Source organism: Saccharopolyspora hordei (genome assembly GCF_013410345.1).
Taxonomy (GTDB): domain Bacteria; phylum Actinomycetota; class Actinomycetes; order Mycobacteriales; family Pseudonocardiaceae; genus Saccharopolyspora; species Saccharopolyspora hordei.
This window is the reverse complement of sequence record NZ_JACCFJ010000001.1, coordinates 2,014,679-2,030,721: the sequence shown is the minus strand read 5'-3', so window position 1 is coordinate 2,030,721 and position 16,043 is coordinate 2,014,679. Positions and strand designations below refer to the sequence as shown.

The window sequence follows — 16,043 nt, the reverse complement described above, 5'->3', positions numbered from 1 at the left end:
GCGAGGAGGTGGCAGTGGCTCATCGACCGATCCGGTTGTTCGGTGACCCGGTCCTGCGCATGCCCGCCGACCCGGTCACGGTGTTCGACCAGCGGTTGCGCACCATCGTGGCGGACCTGCTGGACACCGTGGACGCCCCGGGGCACGCCGGGGTGGCGGCCCCGCAGATCGGGATCGGCGTGCGGGCGTTCAGCTACAACGTGGACGGCGAGATCGGCTACGTGATCAACCCCGAGGTGGTCGAGCTGTCCGAGAAGACCCAGGACGGCGTCGAGGCGTGCCTGTCGCTGCCCGGGCTCGGGTTCGACACCCGCCGCGCGCAGCACGCGGTGGTGCGCGGGGTCGACGTGGACAACGAGCCGGTCACCGTGTCGGGCAGCGGGCTGATGGCGCGCTGCCTCCAGCACGAGACCGACCACCTCGACGGCACGGTCTACATCCAGCGCCTCGACCCGGCGGCCCGCCGCGAGGCCTTCCGCCAGGTCCGCGAGCAGGAGTGGTTCTGGCAGCGGTGACGGGTCAGGCCGTGGTGGGCTGGCGCGTCGCCCCGGTGACCGCCCAGCGCCCCGACCGGGCGCGCAGCAGGAGCGTGACCAGGCGCAGCACCATGAACGCCGACAGGCCCGTCCAGATCCCCGCCAGGCCCCAGCCGAACGCCAGCGACAGCCAGATCAGCGGCAGGTACCCGACGAAGGCGCTGAGCAGCGTCGCGGTGCGCAGGTAGGCGGCGTCCGCGGCACCGAGGAACACGCCGTCCAGGGCGAACACCACCCCGGCCACCGGCTGCAGGGCCACGAAGAACCACCAGGCGTGCGGGACCTCGGCGAGCACCGCGCTGTCGGAGGTGAACACCGCGGGCAGCGGCACGGCGAGCGCGGCGAACAGCACCCCGAGCACCACGCCGAAGCCCAGGCCGTACCAGGTGACCTGCTTGGCGATGCCCTTGGCGCGCGAGGCCGAGCCCGCGCCCAGCGCCGCCCCGACCAGGGACTGCGCGGCGATCGCCAGCGAGTCCAGCACCAGCGACAGGAAGGTCCAGAGCTGCCAGACCACCTGGTGCGCCGCCGCGGCCTCGGCGCCGGTGCGGGCGGCCACCGACGTGGCCGACAGGAAGCACACCTGGAAGGCCAGGGTGCGCAGCACGAGGTCGCGGCCGAGTCCGAGCTGGGCGCGCATCAGCGCCGGGTGCGGCTTGAGCGGTGCCCGCTCCGCCACGAGCGCCCGGAGGAACAGCGCGGCCGCGAGGCTCTGGCCGACGAGGTTCGCCAGCGCCGAGCCCTCCAGGCCCCAGCCCAGCGGGTAGACGAACAGCGGGCAGAGCACGGCGGAGGCGCCGTTGCCGACCAGCACGTAGCGCAGCGGTCGCACGGTGTCCTGCACGCCGCGCATCCAGCCGTTGCCGGCCATCGTGATGAGCACGAGCGGAGCGCCGCAGAGCGCGATGCGCAGCCAGGTCGCGGCGGCGTCGGCGACCGGTCCCGGCCCGGCGAGCAGTTCGGTCACCGGTACCGCGACGAGTTGCGCCAGCAGCATGAGCGCGATGCCGACGGCGATGCCCAGCCAGGTGGCCTGGACGCCCTCGGCCACCGCGTCCTTGCGGCGGCCGGCGCCGTGCAGGCGGGCGGTGCGCGCGGTGGTGCCGTAGGTGAGGAAGGTCAGCTGGCTGGAGACCAGCGTGAACAGCGTGCCGCCCAGCGCCAGACCGGCCAGCGGGACCGCGCCGAGGTGCCCGACCACCGCGGTGTCGACGAGCACGTACAGCGGTTCGGCGGCGAGCACGCCGAGCGCCGGGACTGCCAGCGCGAACACCCTCCGCGGTGCGATGCGCTCCGCCGGTTCGGACACACTTCCTCCAGATCGGTGGCTGCTGGTGGGTGGCGCGCCGCTGCGCGAGGACTACCCGGTGGCGGTTCCGCGGGAACGCCGCCCGGACCGGGCGAGATAAGCTGCGGATGCGGGTTTCGCCCCTGACATCTCAGGCTACGGTAAGGACCGTCGATGGACAACGCTGATTACGCGGCGGTGGCGCTCCGCATCGCCAACGCCGACCTGAGCGACCTCGACGCGGTCCGCGCTGCCCTCCACGACGAGCCGTGGTGGGCCGACCGCCTCGCCGAAGCGGACCTGCCGGTGCTGCGCGCGGTCGCCGACGGCCTGCGCCGGGCCCTGGACGCCCTGGTCGCCGACGACGCCGACACCGTGCTGGCGGAGATCAACGCGCTGCTCGCCGCGCACCCGCCCCGCCCGCGGCTGTCCGGTCACGGCGGCCGCGACGGTCGCCCGAACTGGCACGTGCACGTCGCGGGCCCGGACGCCCCGGCCGTGGACGAGGTCGCCGCCGCCGCGGCGTGGGGCCTGGCGCAGGGCGTGGTCCAGCACGGGACCGCCCGCTGGGGCCGCTGCGAGGCCGACGGCTGCGACACCTACTTCCTGGACACCTCGACCAACCAGGCCAAGCGCTTCTGCTCCCCCCGCTGCGCGAACCGCGTGCACGTCGCCGCCTTCCGAGCCCGCCGCCGCAGCTGACGAGGCCCACGGTGCCCATCCCAGGGAGCGCGCCCGGGGACCGCAACTCCCGTGGGAACCAGGCTCGCGACGTCCATCGGGATCACGTCCACCCTGGCCGAGGCCTCCCCCACGAGGCGGACGGGTCGGCGGGAGGTGCCCCCACCTCAGTCGAGCAAGGGGGCTTCGTCGAGGGCTTTGCGGATGGAGGCGATGATGTCCGCCGGCTCGCCCTGGGCGGTGAAGCCCGAGGCCAGGCGGTGACCGCCGCCCCCGCAGGCCGCCGCCGCGCAGCCGACGTCCAGGCGGCTGTCCGCGCGCAGCGACACCGACCAGTGCTGCGGCGCCATCTCCTTGAGCACCGCCGTCACCTCCGCCTCACTGGTCGTGCGCAGCACGTCGATGACGCTGTCCAGCTCCTCGCTGCGCAGACCGGCGGAGTCCGCGAGCCGGACCGTGGCGTGCACCAGGCCCAGCCCCCGCGCCGCGGACGGCTCCAGCTGCGCCTCGCCGAGCACCCCGGCGAGCATGCGCATCCAGCCGAAGGGGTGGGTGTCGAGCAGCGGCCGCGTGGTGGCCTCGGGGTCCACCCCCGCCTCCAGCAGCCGCGCCGCCACCCGGTGGGTCTGCGCGCCGGCGTGCCGGAAGGAGCGGGTGTCGGTGACCAGTCCCGCGTACAGGCACCGCGCGGTCGGCAGGTCCAGTGCCGCGCCCATCTCGTCGAGCAGCCGCAGCACGATCACCACGGTCGCCTCGGCGCGCTCGTCCACCACGTGCAGCGTGCCGTAGCGCGTGTTCGACACGTGGTGGTCGAGGACGATGACGTCACCACCGGCCGCGATGGTCGCGCCGACCCGGTCGGCCAACCGGCCGAGCCGCTGCAGGCTGCCGGTGTCGCACACCACGAGCGTCGACGGGGCGGCGGGCACCTCGTCGGCGGGCACCACCAGGCCGTCCACGTCGAGGTCGCGCAGCGAGGCCGGCGGCTGGTCCGGGGTGCCGAACGACACCCGCACGGCACAACCCCGCCGCCGCAGCGCCCGCCCCAGCGCGAGCGCGCTGCCGAGCGCGTCGGCGTCCGGGTTGACGTGGGCGAACAGCGTCACGTCGGTCGCCTCGGCCAGCCTGCGCGCGGCTTCCACGACAGCCGGCGCGACCGGGTCCTCTGCACTTGCTGACCGGTCGCCCGGACCGTCGGCTACGGGTTGCCCGCGCACAGGTTCACCTCCACGGCATCGGAGGCCACGGTGACCCCCGGCGCCCAACGCACCTGATGCCGCGCTGCGACTCAACCACTCTGTGGCCCACGACGCACATCGGCGTCGGAGAACGACTCCGCACCCGCACCGTCGGTGTCGGGCTCGTCATCGTCGGTGCTGGTCCGGTACGGGTCGGGGTCTCCGGCGGGCGACGCGCTGGAGGCCAGCCGGGCCACCTCCGCGTCGGCTTCCTTGGCCTTGGCGAGCAGCTTCTCCATGCGCCGCGCGTTGTCGGGCACGGTGTCCGCGACGAACGTCAGCGTGGGCGTGAACCGCACACCGGTCTGCTGGCCCACGCGGGAGCGCAGCACCCCGGTCGCGCTGGACAGCGCGGCTGCGGTCGAGGCGTAGTCCGCCTCGTCGCCGAAGACCGTGTAGTAGACGGTGGCGTCCCGCAGGTCCGGGGTGACCCGGGCGTCGGTGATGGTGACCATCGCCAACCGCGGGTCCTTGACCTCGTGCTCCAGGCCGGAAGCGACGATCTGGGCGATCCGCTTGGCCAGCCTGCGGGCGCGCGGAGCATCAGCCACGGCGCACCTCCTTCAGGGATGGGTTCGGTTGTGCGGGCCGGCGGCGCGGGTGCGCCGCGGTCCCGGGAAGTCGTGGGTGCGGGGCTGTGCGCCCCACGCGGGTGCCGGTCCCCGCGCCGCTCATCAGTCCTCCGGGCCGACCATGCGGTGCCGGGCCGAGAGCAGCTCGAGCTCGGGACGCGCGGCGACCAGCCGCTCGCAGGCCTCCAGCACCTCGCGCACGTGCGCGGCGTCGCTGGACACCGCCGCCACGCCCACCAGTGTGCGGCGGTACAGGTCCTGGTTGCCCGCCTCCGAGACGGCGACCTCGAAGCGCCGCCGCAGCTCGGCCACCACCGGCCGCACCACGGCGCGCTTCTGCTTCAGCGAGTGGACGTCACCGAGCAGCACGTCCAGTTCGAGCACACCGACGTACATGAGATCCCCCACCACGAACGCAGGGGGCCGCCGCAGTCGACGGCCCCCTGCGCGTTGCGGCTCAGCTGCGCGGCTTCTCGCGCATCTCGTACGGCTCGATGATGTCGCCGACCTTGATGTCGTTGAACGACCCCAGGGTCAGACCGCACTCGAAGCCGTCGCGGACCTCGTTGGCGTCGTCCTTGAACCGCTTCAGCGAGTTGATGCTGAGGTTCTCGGCGACCACCACGTTGTCCCGCAGCAGACGGGCCTTGGCGTTGCGCTTGATGACGCCCTCGGTGACCATGCAACCGGCGATCGTGCCGACCTTCGAGGACTTGAAGATCTCGCGGACCTCGGCCTTGCCCAGCTCGACCTCTTCGTACTCGGGCTTGAGCATGCCCTTGAGCGCCTGCTCGATGTCCTCGATGGCCCGGTAGATCACCGAGTAGTACCGGATCTCCACGCCCTCGCGGTTGGCGACCTCGGCCGCCTTGCCCTCGGCCCGGACGTTGAAGCCCAGGACGATGGTGTTCTCCGCGGTGGCGAGGTTGATGTCGGACTCGTTGATGCCACCGACGCCGCGGTGGATGACCCGCAGCTCGACCTCGTCGCCGACCTCGATCTTCGTCAGGGACTCCTCGAGCGCCTCGACGGTACCCGAGTTGTCGCCCTTGATGATCAGGTTCAGCTGGTTGGTCTCCTTGAGCACCTTGTCCAGGTCCTCGAGGCTGACCCGCTTGCGCTTGGCCGCGTTCTGCGCCTCCCGGATGCGAGCCCCGCGGCGGTCGGCGATCTGCCGCGCCACCCGGTCCTCGTCGACCACCAGGAAGGTGTCACCGGCGCCCGGCACCGACGTGAAGCCGATGACCTGCACCGGCCGCGACGGCAGCGCCTCGGTGACGTCCTCGTCGTTCTCGTTGATCATCCGGCGGACGCGGCCGTAGGCGTCCCCGGCGACCACCGAGTCGCCGACGCGGAGCGTGCCCCGCTGCACCAGCACCGTGGCCACCGGACCGCGACCGCGGTCCAGGTGCGCCTCGATCGCCACGCCCTGCGCGGACAGGTTCGGGTTGGCCCGCAGGTCCAGCGTGGCGTCCGCGGTGAGCAGGATCGCCTCGAGCAGGCTCTCGATGTTGGTGCCCTGCTTCGCCGAGATGTCGACGAACATGGTGTCGCCGCCGTACTCCTCGGCGACCAGGCCGTACTCGGTCAGCTGCTGGCGGATCTTGTCCGGGTTGGCGCCCTCGACGTCGATCTTGTTGACCGCGACCACGATCGGCACCCCGGCCGCCTGGGCGTGGTTGATCGCCTCCACCGTCTGCGGCATGACGCCGTCGTCGGCGGCCACCACCAGCACGGCGATGTCCGTCGACTTGGCACCGCGGGCACGCATGGCGGTGAACGCCTCGTGACCCGGGGTGTCGATGAAGGTGATCGGCCGCTCGGTGCCCTCCAGCTCGGTGACGACCTGGTAGGCGCCGATGTGCTGGGTGATGCCACCCGCCTCACCGGCCTGCACGTTCGACTTCCGGATGGTGTCGAGCAGTCGCGTCTTGCCGTGGTCGACGTGACCCATCACGGTGACCACCGGCGGACGCGGCTGCAGCTCCTCGTCGGAGCTGCCCGGGTCGCCGTAGCTGATGTCGAAGGACTCCAGCAGCTCCCGGTCCTCGTCCTCCGGCGAGACCATCTCGACCTTGTAGTTCATCTCCTGGCCGAGGAGCTCCAGCACCTCGTCGGAGACGGACTGGGTCGCGGTGACCATCTCGCCGAGGTGGAACATCGCCTGCACCAGCGAGGCCGGGTTGGCGTTGATCTTCTCGGCGAAGTCGCTCAGCGAAGCACCGCGGCGCAGGCGCACGGTCTCGCCGTTGCCGCGCGGGAGCCGGACGCCGCCGACCGACGGCGCCTGCATGTTCTCCATGTACTCCTGGCGCTTCTGCCGCTTCGACTTGCGGCCGCGCTTCGCGGGGCCACCGGGACGGCCGAACGCACCGGCCGCGCCACCGCGGCCACCGCCCGGACGGCCACCGCCGCCGGGACGACCGCGGAAGCCACCACCGGCGGGAGCGCCGGGACCGCCACCGCGGAAGCCGCCGCCACCACCGGGACGACCGCCGCCACCCGGACGACCGCCGCCACCGGGGCCACCGCGGCCACCGCCCGGACGGCCACCGCCGCCGGGACCGCCACCGCTGCGCGGCGGACGGGGCGGCATCATGCCCGGGTTCGGGCGCGGGGGCATCATGCCCGGGTTCGGACGCGGAGCGCCGCCGCCGGACGCACCGCCGGCCGGAGCGGTACCGGCACCCTGGCCGCCGCCCTGACGGCGGTCGCCGCCCTGGCGACCGGGGCCGCCCTGGCCACCGCCCTGCCGCGGGCCGGGGCCCGGACGCGGTGCGCGGGACTGCGGCGAGCCGCTGCCCACGCCGAACGGGTTGTTGCCGACGCGCGGCTGGCGCGGGCCGGGCTTGGGCGCCTTCGGGCGCGGCGGGACGACACCGGCGTCCCCGTCGCCACCGGGCTTGGGACCGGGCTTCGGGCCCGGCTTGGGCGCCTGCTGGTCGGCCTTGGCCGCCGGGGCCTGCTCGGCCGGCTTGGCCGGCGGCTCCGGCTTGGGGCCGGGCTTGGGACCCGGCTTCGGCCCCGGCTTGGGCACCTGCTGCTGCTCGGCCTTCGCGGCCGGGGCCTCGGGCTTCGGGCCGGGCTTGGGACCCGGCTTCGGCGCGCCGGCCTCCGGGCGCGCGGGCTTGGCCTCCGCCTGAGCGGGCTTGCCGCTGTCGGCCTTCTTCTGCGACTTGTACGCGTCGCGGAGCCTGCGGGCCACCGGGGCTTCCACGGTGGAGGACGCAGACTTCACGTACTCGCCCTGCTCGGCGAGCTTGTTCAGTACTTCCTTGCTGGTAACACCGAGCTCTTTCGCGAGCTCATGCACGCGGGCCTTGCCTGCCACTGCTCTCCTCATCTGGGTGAGGCCGGGCGGCAGTCCCGCTCGACCTCGTCCTATCGCCGATGCGCGTTCATGGCTTCAGCTTCACGGCTGATTCATGACGGGTCGACCTGCTTTCCTTCAGTTGCCTGGCGCGGGACGGGTCCCGCGTCGGTCCTGTCGTGAGCTGCTCGCTGCCCGGCACCGATGTGCTCGTGCACGGCCGTGGTGTCGAGCGGACCCGGCACCCGGAGTGCACGCGGGAACGCCCGGCGCCGCTCGGCCAGACGCAGGCACGCCGGATCGGGGTGCAACCAGGCCCCCCGGCCCGGCCGCCGACGTCTGGGATCGGGAACGACGACGGGAGACGCCCCGGCGCCCTCGGCGACCACGCGCAGCAACTCAGCTGGCGACGTCCGGGACCGACATCCCACGCAGGTACGCACCGGCCCACGGCTCTCGCCGTGCTCGCCGGACACACGTGTGCGGATCGTTGCTCCCTCGCGTCAGCCTGCCACCGATTCTAACCCGAGACGTCACTCGGCCGAACCCGCGGTCTGCACACCGTCCACCGCCGGGTCCAGACCAGCCGCGTGCGCTGGGCCTGCGCTGGTGCTGGGATCCGCGTCACTGCGGATGTCGATGCGCCAGCCGGTCAGCCGCGCGGCCAGCCGGGCGTTCTGGCCCTCCTTGCCGATCGCCAAGGAGAGCTGGAAGTCCGGCACGACCACCCGGGCGGTCTTGGTGCGCTCGTCGACGACCTCCACCGACACCACCTTGGCCGGGGAGAGCGCGTTGCCGACGAAGGTCGCCGGGTCGTCGGAGTAGTCGATGATGTCGATCTTCTCCCCGCCCAGCTCGCTCATCACGTTGCGCACCCGCGCGCCCATCGGGCCGATGCACGCGCCCTTGGCGTTGACCCCGGGCACGGTCGAGCGCACCGCGATCTTGGAGCGGTGCCCGGCCTCGCGCGCCACCGCGGGGATCTCCACGGTGCCGTCGGCGATCTCCGGGACCTCCAGCGCGAACAGCCGCCGCACCAGGTTCGGGTGGGTGCGCGAGAGCGAGATCTGCGGGCCCCGCGCGGTGCGCGAGACGCCGTAGACGTAGCACTTGATCCGGGTGCCGTGCTCGTAGTTCTCCCCGGGCACCTGCTCGGCGGCCGGGATCACGCCCTCGCTGTCACCGACCTGCACGATGACCATGCCGCGCGAGTTCGCCCGCGCGTCGCGCTGGATGACACCACCGAGGATCTCCCCCTCCTTGGCGGAGAACTCGCCGAAGGTGCGCTCGTGCTCGGCGTCGCGCAACCGCTGCAGGATGACCTGCCGCGCGGTGGTCGCCGCGATCCGCCCGAAGCCCTCCGGGGTGTCGTCCCACTCCTCCTGCACACTGCCGTCCGGGGCCAAGGTGTGCGCGATGACCCGCACGACGCCGGTCTTGCGGTCCACCTCCACCCGGGCGTGCGGTTGGTGCCCCTCGGTGTGGCGGTATGCGGTCAGCAGTGCCGATTCGATCGCTTCCAGGACCGTCTCGAACGGGATGTCCTTGTCGCGTTCGATCGCGCGCAGCGCCGCGATGTCGACGTTCACCTCGACTCCTCCGTGTCTTCCCGGTCGTCCCCCTGTGGGGGAACGCCGCCCGCAGCACGCTCCAGCTTGACCAAATCCTCCGCCGGTGGCTGCTGGAATTCCACCTCGACCACCGCGCGCTCCACGTCGCGGTAGGCCAGTCGGCGCAGGTCACCGCCGACCAAGACGGTGACACCGTCATCATCGGCCGCTCCGACGCGCGCCACCACCTTCTCGCCGCCGACGAGGCGGACCTTGACCAGGCGGTAGCGGGCTCGGCGCCAGTGCCGCGGACGGGTCAGCGGCCGGTCCACGCCCGGCGAGGTGACCTCGAGCGTGTAGGACCCGGCAAGGACGTGCTCGTGCTCGTCCAGCACCTTCGAGACCTCCCGGCTGACGCCGGAGATGTCGTCGAGCCCGACCCCGTCGTCGGAGTCGATGACGACCTTGACCAGGCGACGGCGGCCTGCCTGCTGCACGCCGAGTTCCTCCAGGTCGAAGCCCATCCGAGACACGGCCTCGGCTACGACGGGCTCCAGCTGCGCAGTGATCTCACCACGCGGCGGGCTGGACAATTGGCACTCCCTGAGATCGATCGCGGTCTGGTCAGACCTGGCGGTTCGCGGCGCCGGACGGCGCGCGCGGGTTCGCGACCAGTGCTGCGCGTCCTGGTCGCGGTCGCCCAGAGTATCGCGTCCGTCCGCACCCGAGCGCGCCGTGGGATCCCTACGATCGGCGGATCGTGCCGGGACCGAGTGGATCAAGGCGGGGCTGGTGCCCGGGCACCGGGCGGATTGATCGCCTGGCAGGATAGGTCGGCGTGGAATCCCCCTCGCGAGCCCGGTCGGTGCTGGGGCGGCGCAGCGTGCTGCGGATGATCGCGGCCTCCCCGGTCGTCGCCGCGCTGACCACGGCGTGCAGCTCCGCTCCCGACGAGCCCGACCCGCTGCTGGCGCTGGCGAAGGCGGCCAAGTCAGACGCCCAGCTGGCCCGCGCGGTGGCCGAGACGCACGCGGGCCTGGCCGCGGTGGCCGAGGAGGTCGCCGCCGTCCGCGGTGAGCACGCCCGTGCCCTGCAGCGGGAGATCGACCGGGTCAACCCGCGCGATCCCGAGGACCCGCCGTCGGTGCCGGAGCCCCCGCAGCGGCGGGCGCCCGGGTCGGCGAGCGAGGCCACGACGGCGTTGACCGACGCGCTCACCGCGGCGCGGGACCGCGCGGCGGAGCTCGTGCCGACGCTGCCGACCCACCGCGCGGGGCTCGTGGGGTCGGTCTCGGCGAGCTGCGCGAGCCTGCTGGAGGTGGTGGGGTGACCGAGCTCTCGGACGAGGCGGCCACGGCGCTGCGCAGCGCCCTCGGCGCGGAGCACGCGGCGGTGTGGGTGCACGGCTTCGCCAGCGCCTACGTCAGCGAACCCCGGGTGCGCAGCGCGATCGACGACGCGGCGGACCAGCACCGCAGGCTGCGCGACGCGGCGGAGGAGCTGATCCGCGGCGCGGGGCAGACCCCGCCGGCCGCGCAGCCCGCGTACGACCCGCGCACCCAGGTGACCGACCAGCGCTCCGCCATCGACCTGCTGATCACGGCGGAGTCGGACTGCCAGGTCGGCTGGCGCTCGGTGCTGGAGAACACCGACGACCCCGGGCTGCGCCGCACCGCGCTGGACGGGCTCACCACCTCGGCGACCCGCGCCACCCGGTGGCGGCTCACCGTCGGGCAGCAGCCGGCCGCGGAGGCCTTCCCCGGCCGGCCCTGATCCGCGCAGCTCAGCTCGGGGCGTCCTCCTGCGGCCAGCCGAGCTTGAGGGCCTCCCGCGTGACGTCGAGCAGGACCGGGTCCTTCTCCTTCGTCTTCTTGTCGAAGTACGCCGAGTCGCCGATCACCACGAGGTTGTCCTGGCGGTCCGAGGCGTAGGCCTTGTCGTGCAGCTTGGGCAGGTCCTTGGTGTTGTCGCTGCCGTCGTCGACCAGGTCCCGGATGTTGCCGGTGTCGTCCTCGGTGGTCAGCTCGTCGAGCCGCTGCGCGCTCTCCGCGTCGGGCATGAGCACGGTCACGACCGAGGTCAGCACGCGGGTGCCGTCCGGCAAGCGGGTCTCGTACAGGGCGCGGGTGAGGTGGTCGCACTCCTGGTTCTTGAAGAACTCCCGGATCGCGTCGTCCGACACGTTCTGGCAGCCGCGGAAGCCCTCTTCCCGGCGGAGCGGCTCGAACTGGTACTTCATCGGGGGCGGCGGCGCCGCCTCCTCTTCGGGCGGCGACGGCTTGACCGCCAGCCAGACGAGCCCGGAGACCACCGAGATGGCGACCAGCACGGCGCCGCGCAGCACCCAGCCCAGCGGCGTGATCCGCTTCTCCGCGGGCGGCGGCTCGGGCACCGGCTGCCTGCTGGTCGGCGGGTTCACCACCGGGCGCACCGGTGGGTTGGACGACTGCTGCACCGGTGGGTGCTGGTAGCCGGGCTGGCTCGTCTGCTGCGCCGGGCCGGGCGGGGGTGCCGGCTGGGACGGCGGCGGGAAGACGGGCCGGGTGGTCTGCCCCGGTCCGGAGTCCACCGGTGCCCGATCCTGCTGGATCCGCGAGTTGTCGCGGCGGAGCGGAGTGGTTTCGCGCTGCGTGTTGGCTTGCTCACCCGTCATGTCCTCGGGCGCACCTCTTCGGTCGGGCACGGAATCCAACGGTAGCGGTTGCGTATCACGAGACGGACACCCCGGACGTTCCCCCCAGCGCTCGCACCGCCCGCTCGACGTCCGCGCGGGTGTTGTACAGGTGGAACGACAGGCGTGCCCGACCGGCTCGGGCCGCGCAGGCCACCCCGGCCTCGGTGAGCTTGGCCACAGCGCCGGGGTCCTGCACCGAGACGATCGCCGACCCGGCGGGCGGCATCCCCAGCGCGGCCCGGAACTCGTCGGCCAGGCCGGCGCAGTGCGCCGCGACCTCGGCCATGTCCAGCCCGGCCAGCCACTCCAGCGCCACGGCCGCGCCGACCTGCGCGAACCAGGTCGGCGAGAGGTCGAGCGCGCGGGCGTCGCCGGCGAGCCGCATCGGCAGCCCGTAGGTGCTCGCCCACGGGTCGTCGGCCGCGTACCAGTTCGCGCTGCTGGGGCGCAGCGGCGGCGCGTCGGGGTGGACGGCCAGCCACGCCGCCCCGCGCGGTGCCAGCAGCCACTTGTACGCCGCGCTGACCACCCAGTCCGCCCAGTCCAGGCGCAGCGGCAGCCAGCCGACCGCCTGGGTGGCGTCGAGCAGCACCCGGGTCGAGGTCGTCGCGGCGACCTCGCGCAGCGCGTCCAGGTCGGCGATGCGGCCGTCGGCGGACTGCACCACGCTGACCGCGACCACGTCGTGCTCGGCGGCGCGCGCGGGGACCTGCTCCAGGTCCACCGCGGTGACCTGCACCCCGCGGTCCTGCTGGGCGGCGAACGGGTAGAGCACGCTGGTGAAGTCGCCCTCGGCGACCAGCACCCGTGCCCCGTCCGGGAGGCTCGCCGCGACGAGCCCGATGAGCTGGGACGCGGTGGTGCCGATGGCCACCCGGTCCGCGGTGGTGCCGATCAGCCGGGCGAAGGCCGCGCGGGCGGTGGCCACGGCGGGTTCGAAGTCCTCGGGACCGTCCAGCCCGCTTCCCCACCGGCGCACCGCCTCGGCGACCGCGCGGGCCACCTCGGCGGGCGGGACGCCGATGCTCGCGGTGTTCAGGTAGCCGTCCGGGACGTCGAACCCAGCACCGAATGCCTCTCGCACTCCCGCATCCTCGCACCGCGGGGGCCGATCCCGGAACTGCTCGGCCGTCCCTCTCCGCGCACGACCGCCGCGCGGCCGCGCCATATGGTGGAGGCATGCACAGCGAGGAGATCGAGGTCCGCACGGGAGCCGTCGAGGTCGTCCACGACCTGAGCGCCGAGTGCGAGCGGTTCCTGCGCGCCGCGGGAGCCGGGGACGGGCTGCTGCACGTCTGGGTGCCGCACGCGACCGCCGGGCTGGCGATCATCGAGACCGGGGCGGGCAGCGACGACGACCTGCTCGCGGCGCTGCGCGACCTGCTGCCCAAGGACGACCGGTGGCGGCACCGGCACGGCTCGCACGGCCACGGCCGGGACCACGTGCTGCCCGCGATCGTCCCGCCGTACGCGTCGGTCCCGGTGCTGGGCGGCCGGATGGCGCTGGGCACCTGGCAGTCGGTGTGCCTGGTGGACACCAACGTGGACAACCCGGTCCGGCGCGTCCGGCTGAGCTTCCTGCCCGGCTGATCGTCCACTGTGGACCAGTGCGGCGGGCGGCCCGCACCGGCGCCGAGCCCCGCCCGCGGGCGGACGCGCACTGCCCCCACGGGCCGGTGAGCTGGCAGGATGGGGCCCGTGACGCGACTCGTGCTCTGGGACATCGACTCGACGCTCATCAACGCCCACGGGTTCGGTCCCCGCTGGTACCGCCAGGCGCTCGCCGCGGTCACCGGCCGGACGCTGCAGCGGATGCCGGACACCGCCGGCCGCACCGAGCTGGCGATCACCACCGACGTCCTCGAGCACCACGGCGTGCCCGCCGACGAGCCCACGATCGCCGCCATGTTCACCGCCCTGACCAGCGCCGTCGCCGAGACCCGGGACGAGCTGGCGGAGAGCGGCACCGCGCTGCCCGGGGCGGCGCAGGCGCTGGCGGCGCTGGCGCAGGAGCCCGGGTTCGTGCAGACCCTGGTGACCGGCAACCTCGCCGAGGTCGCCTTCCACAAGCTGGAGGCCTTCGACCTGCACCACCACGTCGACTTCGAGATCGGCGGCTTCGGCGGCGGGTCGGTGCACCGGCACGACCTCATCAGCGACTCCGTCGCCAAGGCCGCGGACCGCTGCGGCACGCCGATCGCCCCCGACTCGGTGGTGGTCGTGGGCGACACCCCGCACGACGTCGCGGGAGCGCTGCGTTTCGGCGCGGTCGCGGTCGGCGTGGCCACCGGCGGCAGCGCCGAGGCCGAGCTCCGCGCCGCGGGCGCCCACGCCGTCCTGCCGGACCTCGCCGACACCGGCGCGGTGCTCAGCGCGCTGTCGGCCGCCTGAGACGGCAGCGGGGCCCCCGGGACGTGCCCGGGAGCCCCGCTGCGTGCGCTGTGCTCAGCCGCGCACCACGTCGACGAGGTGCGCGACGGCGCCGTCCACCTCGACCTCGGTGCGCTCGCCGGAGCGGCGGTCGCGGACCTCGACGACGCCCCGGGTGAGGCCCTTGCCCACCACCAGGATCGTCGGCACGCCGAGCAGCTCGGCGTCGGCGAACTTCACGCCCGGCGACACGGTGCGGTCGTCCAGCACCACCTGCACCCCGGCCCGGTCCAGCTCGGCGGCGATCGCCTCGCCGCGCTCCCGGACGCTGTCGTCCTTGCCCGCGATGACCACGTGCACGTCGGCCGGGGCCACCTCACGCGGCCAGACCAGGCCCTGCTCGTCGTGGCTCTGCTCGGCGATGGCCGCGACCAGGCGGGACACGCCGATGCCGTAGGAGCCCATGGTGATCCGCTTCGGCTTGCCGTCCTGGCCGAGCGCGTCCAGGCCCAGCGCGTCGGCGTACTTGCGGCCGAGCTGGAAGATGTGGCCGATCTCGATGCCGCGCGCGGAGACCAGGGTGCCCTTGCCGTCCGGCGACGGGTCGCCCTCGCGGACCTCGGCGGCCTCGATGGTGCCGTCCGGGGTGAAGTCGCGGCCGCACACCAGGTCCACCACGTGGTGGTCGGGCTTGTCCGCGCCGGTCACCCACGCCGTGCCGGGGACCACCCGCGGGTCGACGAGGTAGCGGACCCCGTTGTCCTGCAGCGCCTTCGGGCCGATGTAGCCCTTGACCAGGAACGGGTTGGCGGCGAAGTCGGACTCCTCCAGCAGCGCCACCTCGGCGGGGGCCAGCGAGGCCTCCAGCCGCTTCATGTCGACCTCGCGGTCGCCGGGCACGCCGACGGCCAGCAGCTCCCACTCCTCGGCGCCGGGCTGGCGGGTCTTGACCAGCACGTTCTTCAGCGTGTCGGCCGCGGTGAACTTGCGGTCGGTGTTGGCGTTGAGGAAGTCGACCAGCGTCTCGATGGTCGGCGTGCCGGGGGTGTGGTGCACCTGCGCGGCGGGCTTGTCCTCGATCGGCTCGGCGGGCGGCACCGGGGTGACCACGGCCTCGACGTTGGCGGCGAAGTCCGACTCGGTGCTGCGCACGAAGGTGTCCTCGCCGGTCTCGCTCTCGGCGAGGAACTCCTCGGACGCCGAGCCGCCCATCGCGCCGGAGGTCGCCGAGACGATCACGTAGCGCAGCCCGACCCGGTCGAAGATCCGGATGTAGGCGTCGCGGTGCAGCTGGTAGGAGCGGCTGAGGCCCTCGTCGTCGATGTCGAAGGAGTAGGAGTCCTTCATCACGAACTCGCGCCCGCGGAGGATGCCCGCGCGCGGCCGCTCCTCGTCCCGGTACTTGGTCTGGATCTGGTACAGGATGACCGGGTAGTCCTTGTAGGAGCTGTACTCGCCCTTGACGGTGAGCGTGAACAGCTCCTCGTGGGTGGGGCCGAGCAGGTAGTCGGCGCCCTTGCGGTCCTTCAACCGGAACAGCAGCGGGCCGTACTCGGTCCAGCGGCCGGTGGCCTCGTAGGGCTCCTTGGGCAGCAGCGCCGGGAAGTGGATCTCCTGGGCGCCGATGGCGTCCATCTCCTCGCGCACGATCTGCTCGACCTTGCGCAGCACCCGCAGCCCCAGCGGCAGCCAGGAGTAGATGCCCGGAGCGATGCGGCGGACGTAGCCGGCGCGGACGAGCAGCTTGTGGCTCGGCACCTCGGCGTCGGCCGGATCCTCGCGCAGCGTACGCAGGAACAACGTCGACATCCTCGTGATCACGGC

Annotated in this window: 17 protein-coding genes; 6 read left to right on the top strand and 11 right to left on the bottom strand. The window is 73.4% G+C overall.

From position 1 onward, the window contains the following. Positions 1-14 precede the first annotated feature (14 nt). A complete protein-coding gene (def, locus tag HNR68_RS09560) occupies positions 15-515 on the top strand; it encodes a peptide deformylase (protein ID WP_179719640.1) in 501 nt (166 codons plus the stop codon). A 4-nt stretch (positions 516-519) separates the two neighbouring features. On the opposite strand, the gene HNR68_RS09555 is transcribed toward def, so the two are convergent. Further along, on the bottom strand, positions 520-1,845 hold the full coding sequence (locus tag HNR68_RS09555; RefSeq protein ID WP_179719638.1) for an MATE family efflux transporter: 1,326 nt from the start codon (positions 1,843-1,845) through the stop codon (positions 520-522). 153 nt (positions 1,846-1,998) lie between these two features. Here HNR68_RS09555 and HNR68_RS09550 point away from each other — a divergent pair, with 153 nt between their 5' ends. After that, the gene (locus HNR68_RS09550) at positions 1,999-2,526 is read left to right on the top strand and encodes a CGNR zinc finger domain-containing protein (protein ID WP_179719636.1); all 528 of its coding nucleotides are present in this window, start codon (positions 1,999-2,001) and stop codon (positions 2,524-2,526) included. Between the two features lie 146 nt (positions 2,527-2,672). Here HNR68_RS09550 and HNR68_RS09545 read toward each other — a convergent pair whose 3' ends face one another. The 7 genes from HNR68_RS09545 to rimP form a co-directional block, all read right to left on the bottom strand. Further along, on the bottom strand, positions 2,673-3,611 hold the full coding sequence (locus HNR68_RS09545; protein WP_343050030.1) for a DHH family phosphoesterase: 939 nt from the start codon (positions 3,609-3,611) through the stop codon (positions 2,673-2,675). Positions 3,612-3,793: 182 nt separating this feature from the next. Further along, positions 3,794-4,294 (bottom strand): 30S ribosome-binding factor RbfA, encoded by a 501-nt coding sequence (gene rbfA, locus HNR68_RS09540; RefSeq protein ID WP_179719632.1) that lies wholly within the window; start codon positions 4,292-4,294, stop codon positions 3,794-3,796. 123 nt (positions 4,295-4,417) lie between these two features. After that, positions 4,418-4,711, bottom strand: coding sequence for a DUF503 domain-containing protein (locus HNR68_RS09535; protein ID WP_179724834.1), 294 nt, complete (start codon positions 4,709-4,711; stop codon positions 4,418-4,420). Between the two features lie 61 nt (positions 4,712-4,772). Continuing rightward, positions 4,773-7,646 (bottom strand): translation initiation factor IF-2, encoded by a 2,874-nt coding sequence (gene infB / locus HNR68_RS09530; protein ID WP_179719630.1) that lies wholly within the window; start codon positions 7,644-7,646, stop codon positions 4,773-4,775. Between the two features lie 92 nt (positions 7,647-7,738). After that, a complete protein-coding gene (locus HNR68_RS09525; protein WP_380575351.1) occupies positions 7,739-8,014 on the bottom strand; it encodes a YlxR family protein in 276 nt (91 codons plus the stop codon). Between the two features lie 144 nt (positions 8,015-8,158). Beyond that, on the bottom strand, positions 8,159-9,214 hold the full coding sequence (gene nusA, locus HNR68_RS09520; RefSeq protein WP_179719626.1) for a transcription termination factor NusA: 1,056 nt from the start codon (positions 9,212-9,214) through the stop codon (positions 8,159-8,161). Next, positions 9,211-9,768 carry a ribosome maturation factor RimP gene (rimP, locus tag HNR68_RS09515; protein WP_179724832.1) on the bottom strand — a complete coding sequence of 186 codons (558 nt, stop codon included), beginning with the start codon at positions 9,766-9,768 and terminating at the stop codon, positions 9,211-9,213. The genes nusA and rimP overlap by 4 nt, the downstream gene beginning before the upstream one ends. Before the next feature lie 245 nt (positions 9,769-10,013). Here rimP and HNR68_RS09510 point away from each other — a divergent pair, with 245 nt between their 5' ends. Both HNR68_RS09510 and HNR68_RS09505 read left to right on the top strand, forming a co-directional pair. After that, positions 10,014-10,505 (top strand): hypothetical protein, encoded by a 492-nt coding sequence (locus HNR68_RS09510; RefSeq protein ID WP_179719624.1) that lies wholly within the window; start codon positions 10,014-10,016, stop codon positions 10,503-10,505. After that, entirely contained in the window at positions 10,502-10,948 is a 447-nt protein-coding gene (locus HNR68_RS09505) for a DUF4439 domain-containing protein (protein WP_179719622.1), read from the top strand. The genes HNR68_RS09510 and HNR68_RS09505 overlap by 4 nt, the downstream gene beginning before the upstream one ends. Before the next feature lie 10 nt (positions 10,949-10,958). On the opposite strand, the gene HNR68_RS09500 is transcribed toward HNR68_RS09505, so the two are convergent. Together HNR68_RS09500 and HNR68_RS09495 are read right to left on the bottom strand one after the other, a co-directional pair. Then, positions 10,959-11,828, bottom strand: coding sequence for a hypothetical protein (locus tag HNR68_RS09500; RefSeq protein WP_179719620.1), 870 nt, complete (start codon positions 11,826-11,828; stop codon positions 10,959-10,961). Between the two features lie 55 nt (positions 11,829-11,883). Further along, positions 11,884-12,933, bottom strand: coding sequence for an aminotransferase class V-fold PLP-dependent enzyme (locus HNR68_RS09495; RefSeq protein WP_179719618.1), 1,050 nt, complete (start codon positions 12,931-12,933; stop codon positions 11,884-11,886). A gap of 95 nt (positions 12,934-13,028) precedes the next feature. On the opposite strand from HNR68_RS09495, the gene HNR68_RS09490 reads away from it, so the two are divergent. Both HNR68_RS09490 and HNR68_RS09485 read left to right on the top strand, forming a co-directional pair. Beyond that, positions 13,029-13,439 (top strand): YjbQ family protein, encoded by a 411-nt coding sequence (locus HNR68_RS09490; RefSeq protein WP_179719616.1) that lies wholly within the window; start codon positions 13,029-13,031, stop codon positions 13,437-13,439. Positions 13,440-13,538: 99 nt separating this feature from the next. Further along, positions 13,539-14,240 (top strand): HAD family hydrolase, encoded by a 702-nt coding sequence (locus tag HNR68_RS09485; protein ID WP_179719614.1) that lies wholly within the window; start codon positions 13,539-13,541, stop codon positions 14,238-14,240. Positions 14,241-14,294: 54 nt separating this feature from the next. Here HNR68_RS09485 and HNR68_RS09480 read toward each other — a convergent pair whose 3' ends face one another. Next, entirely contained in the window at positions 14,295-16,040 is a 1,746-nt protein-coding gene (locus HNR68_RS09480) for a proline--tRNA ligase (protein WP_179719612.1), read from the bottom strand. Positions 16,041-16,043: the final 3 nt, after the last annotated feature.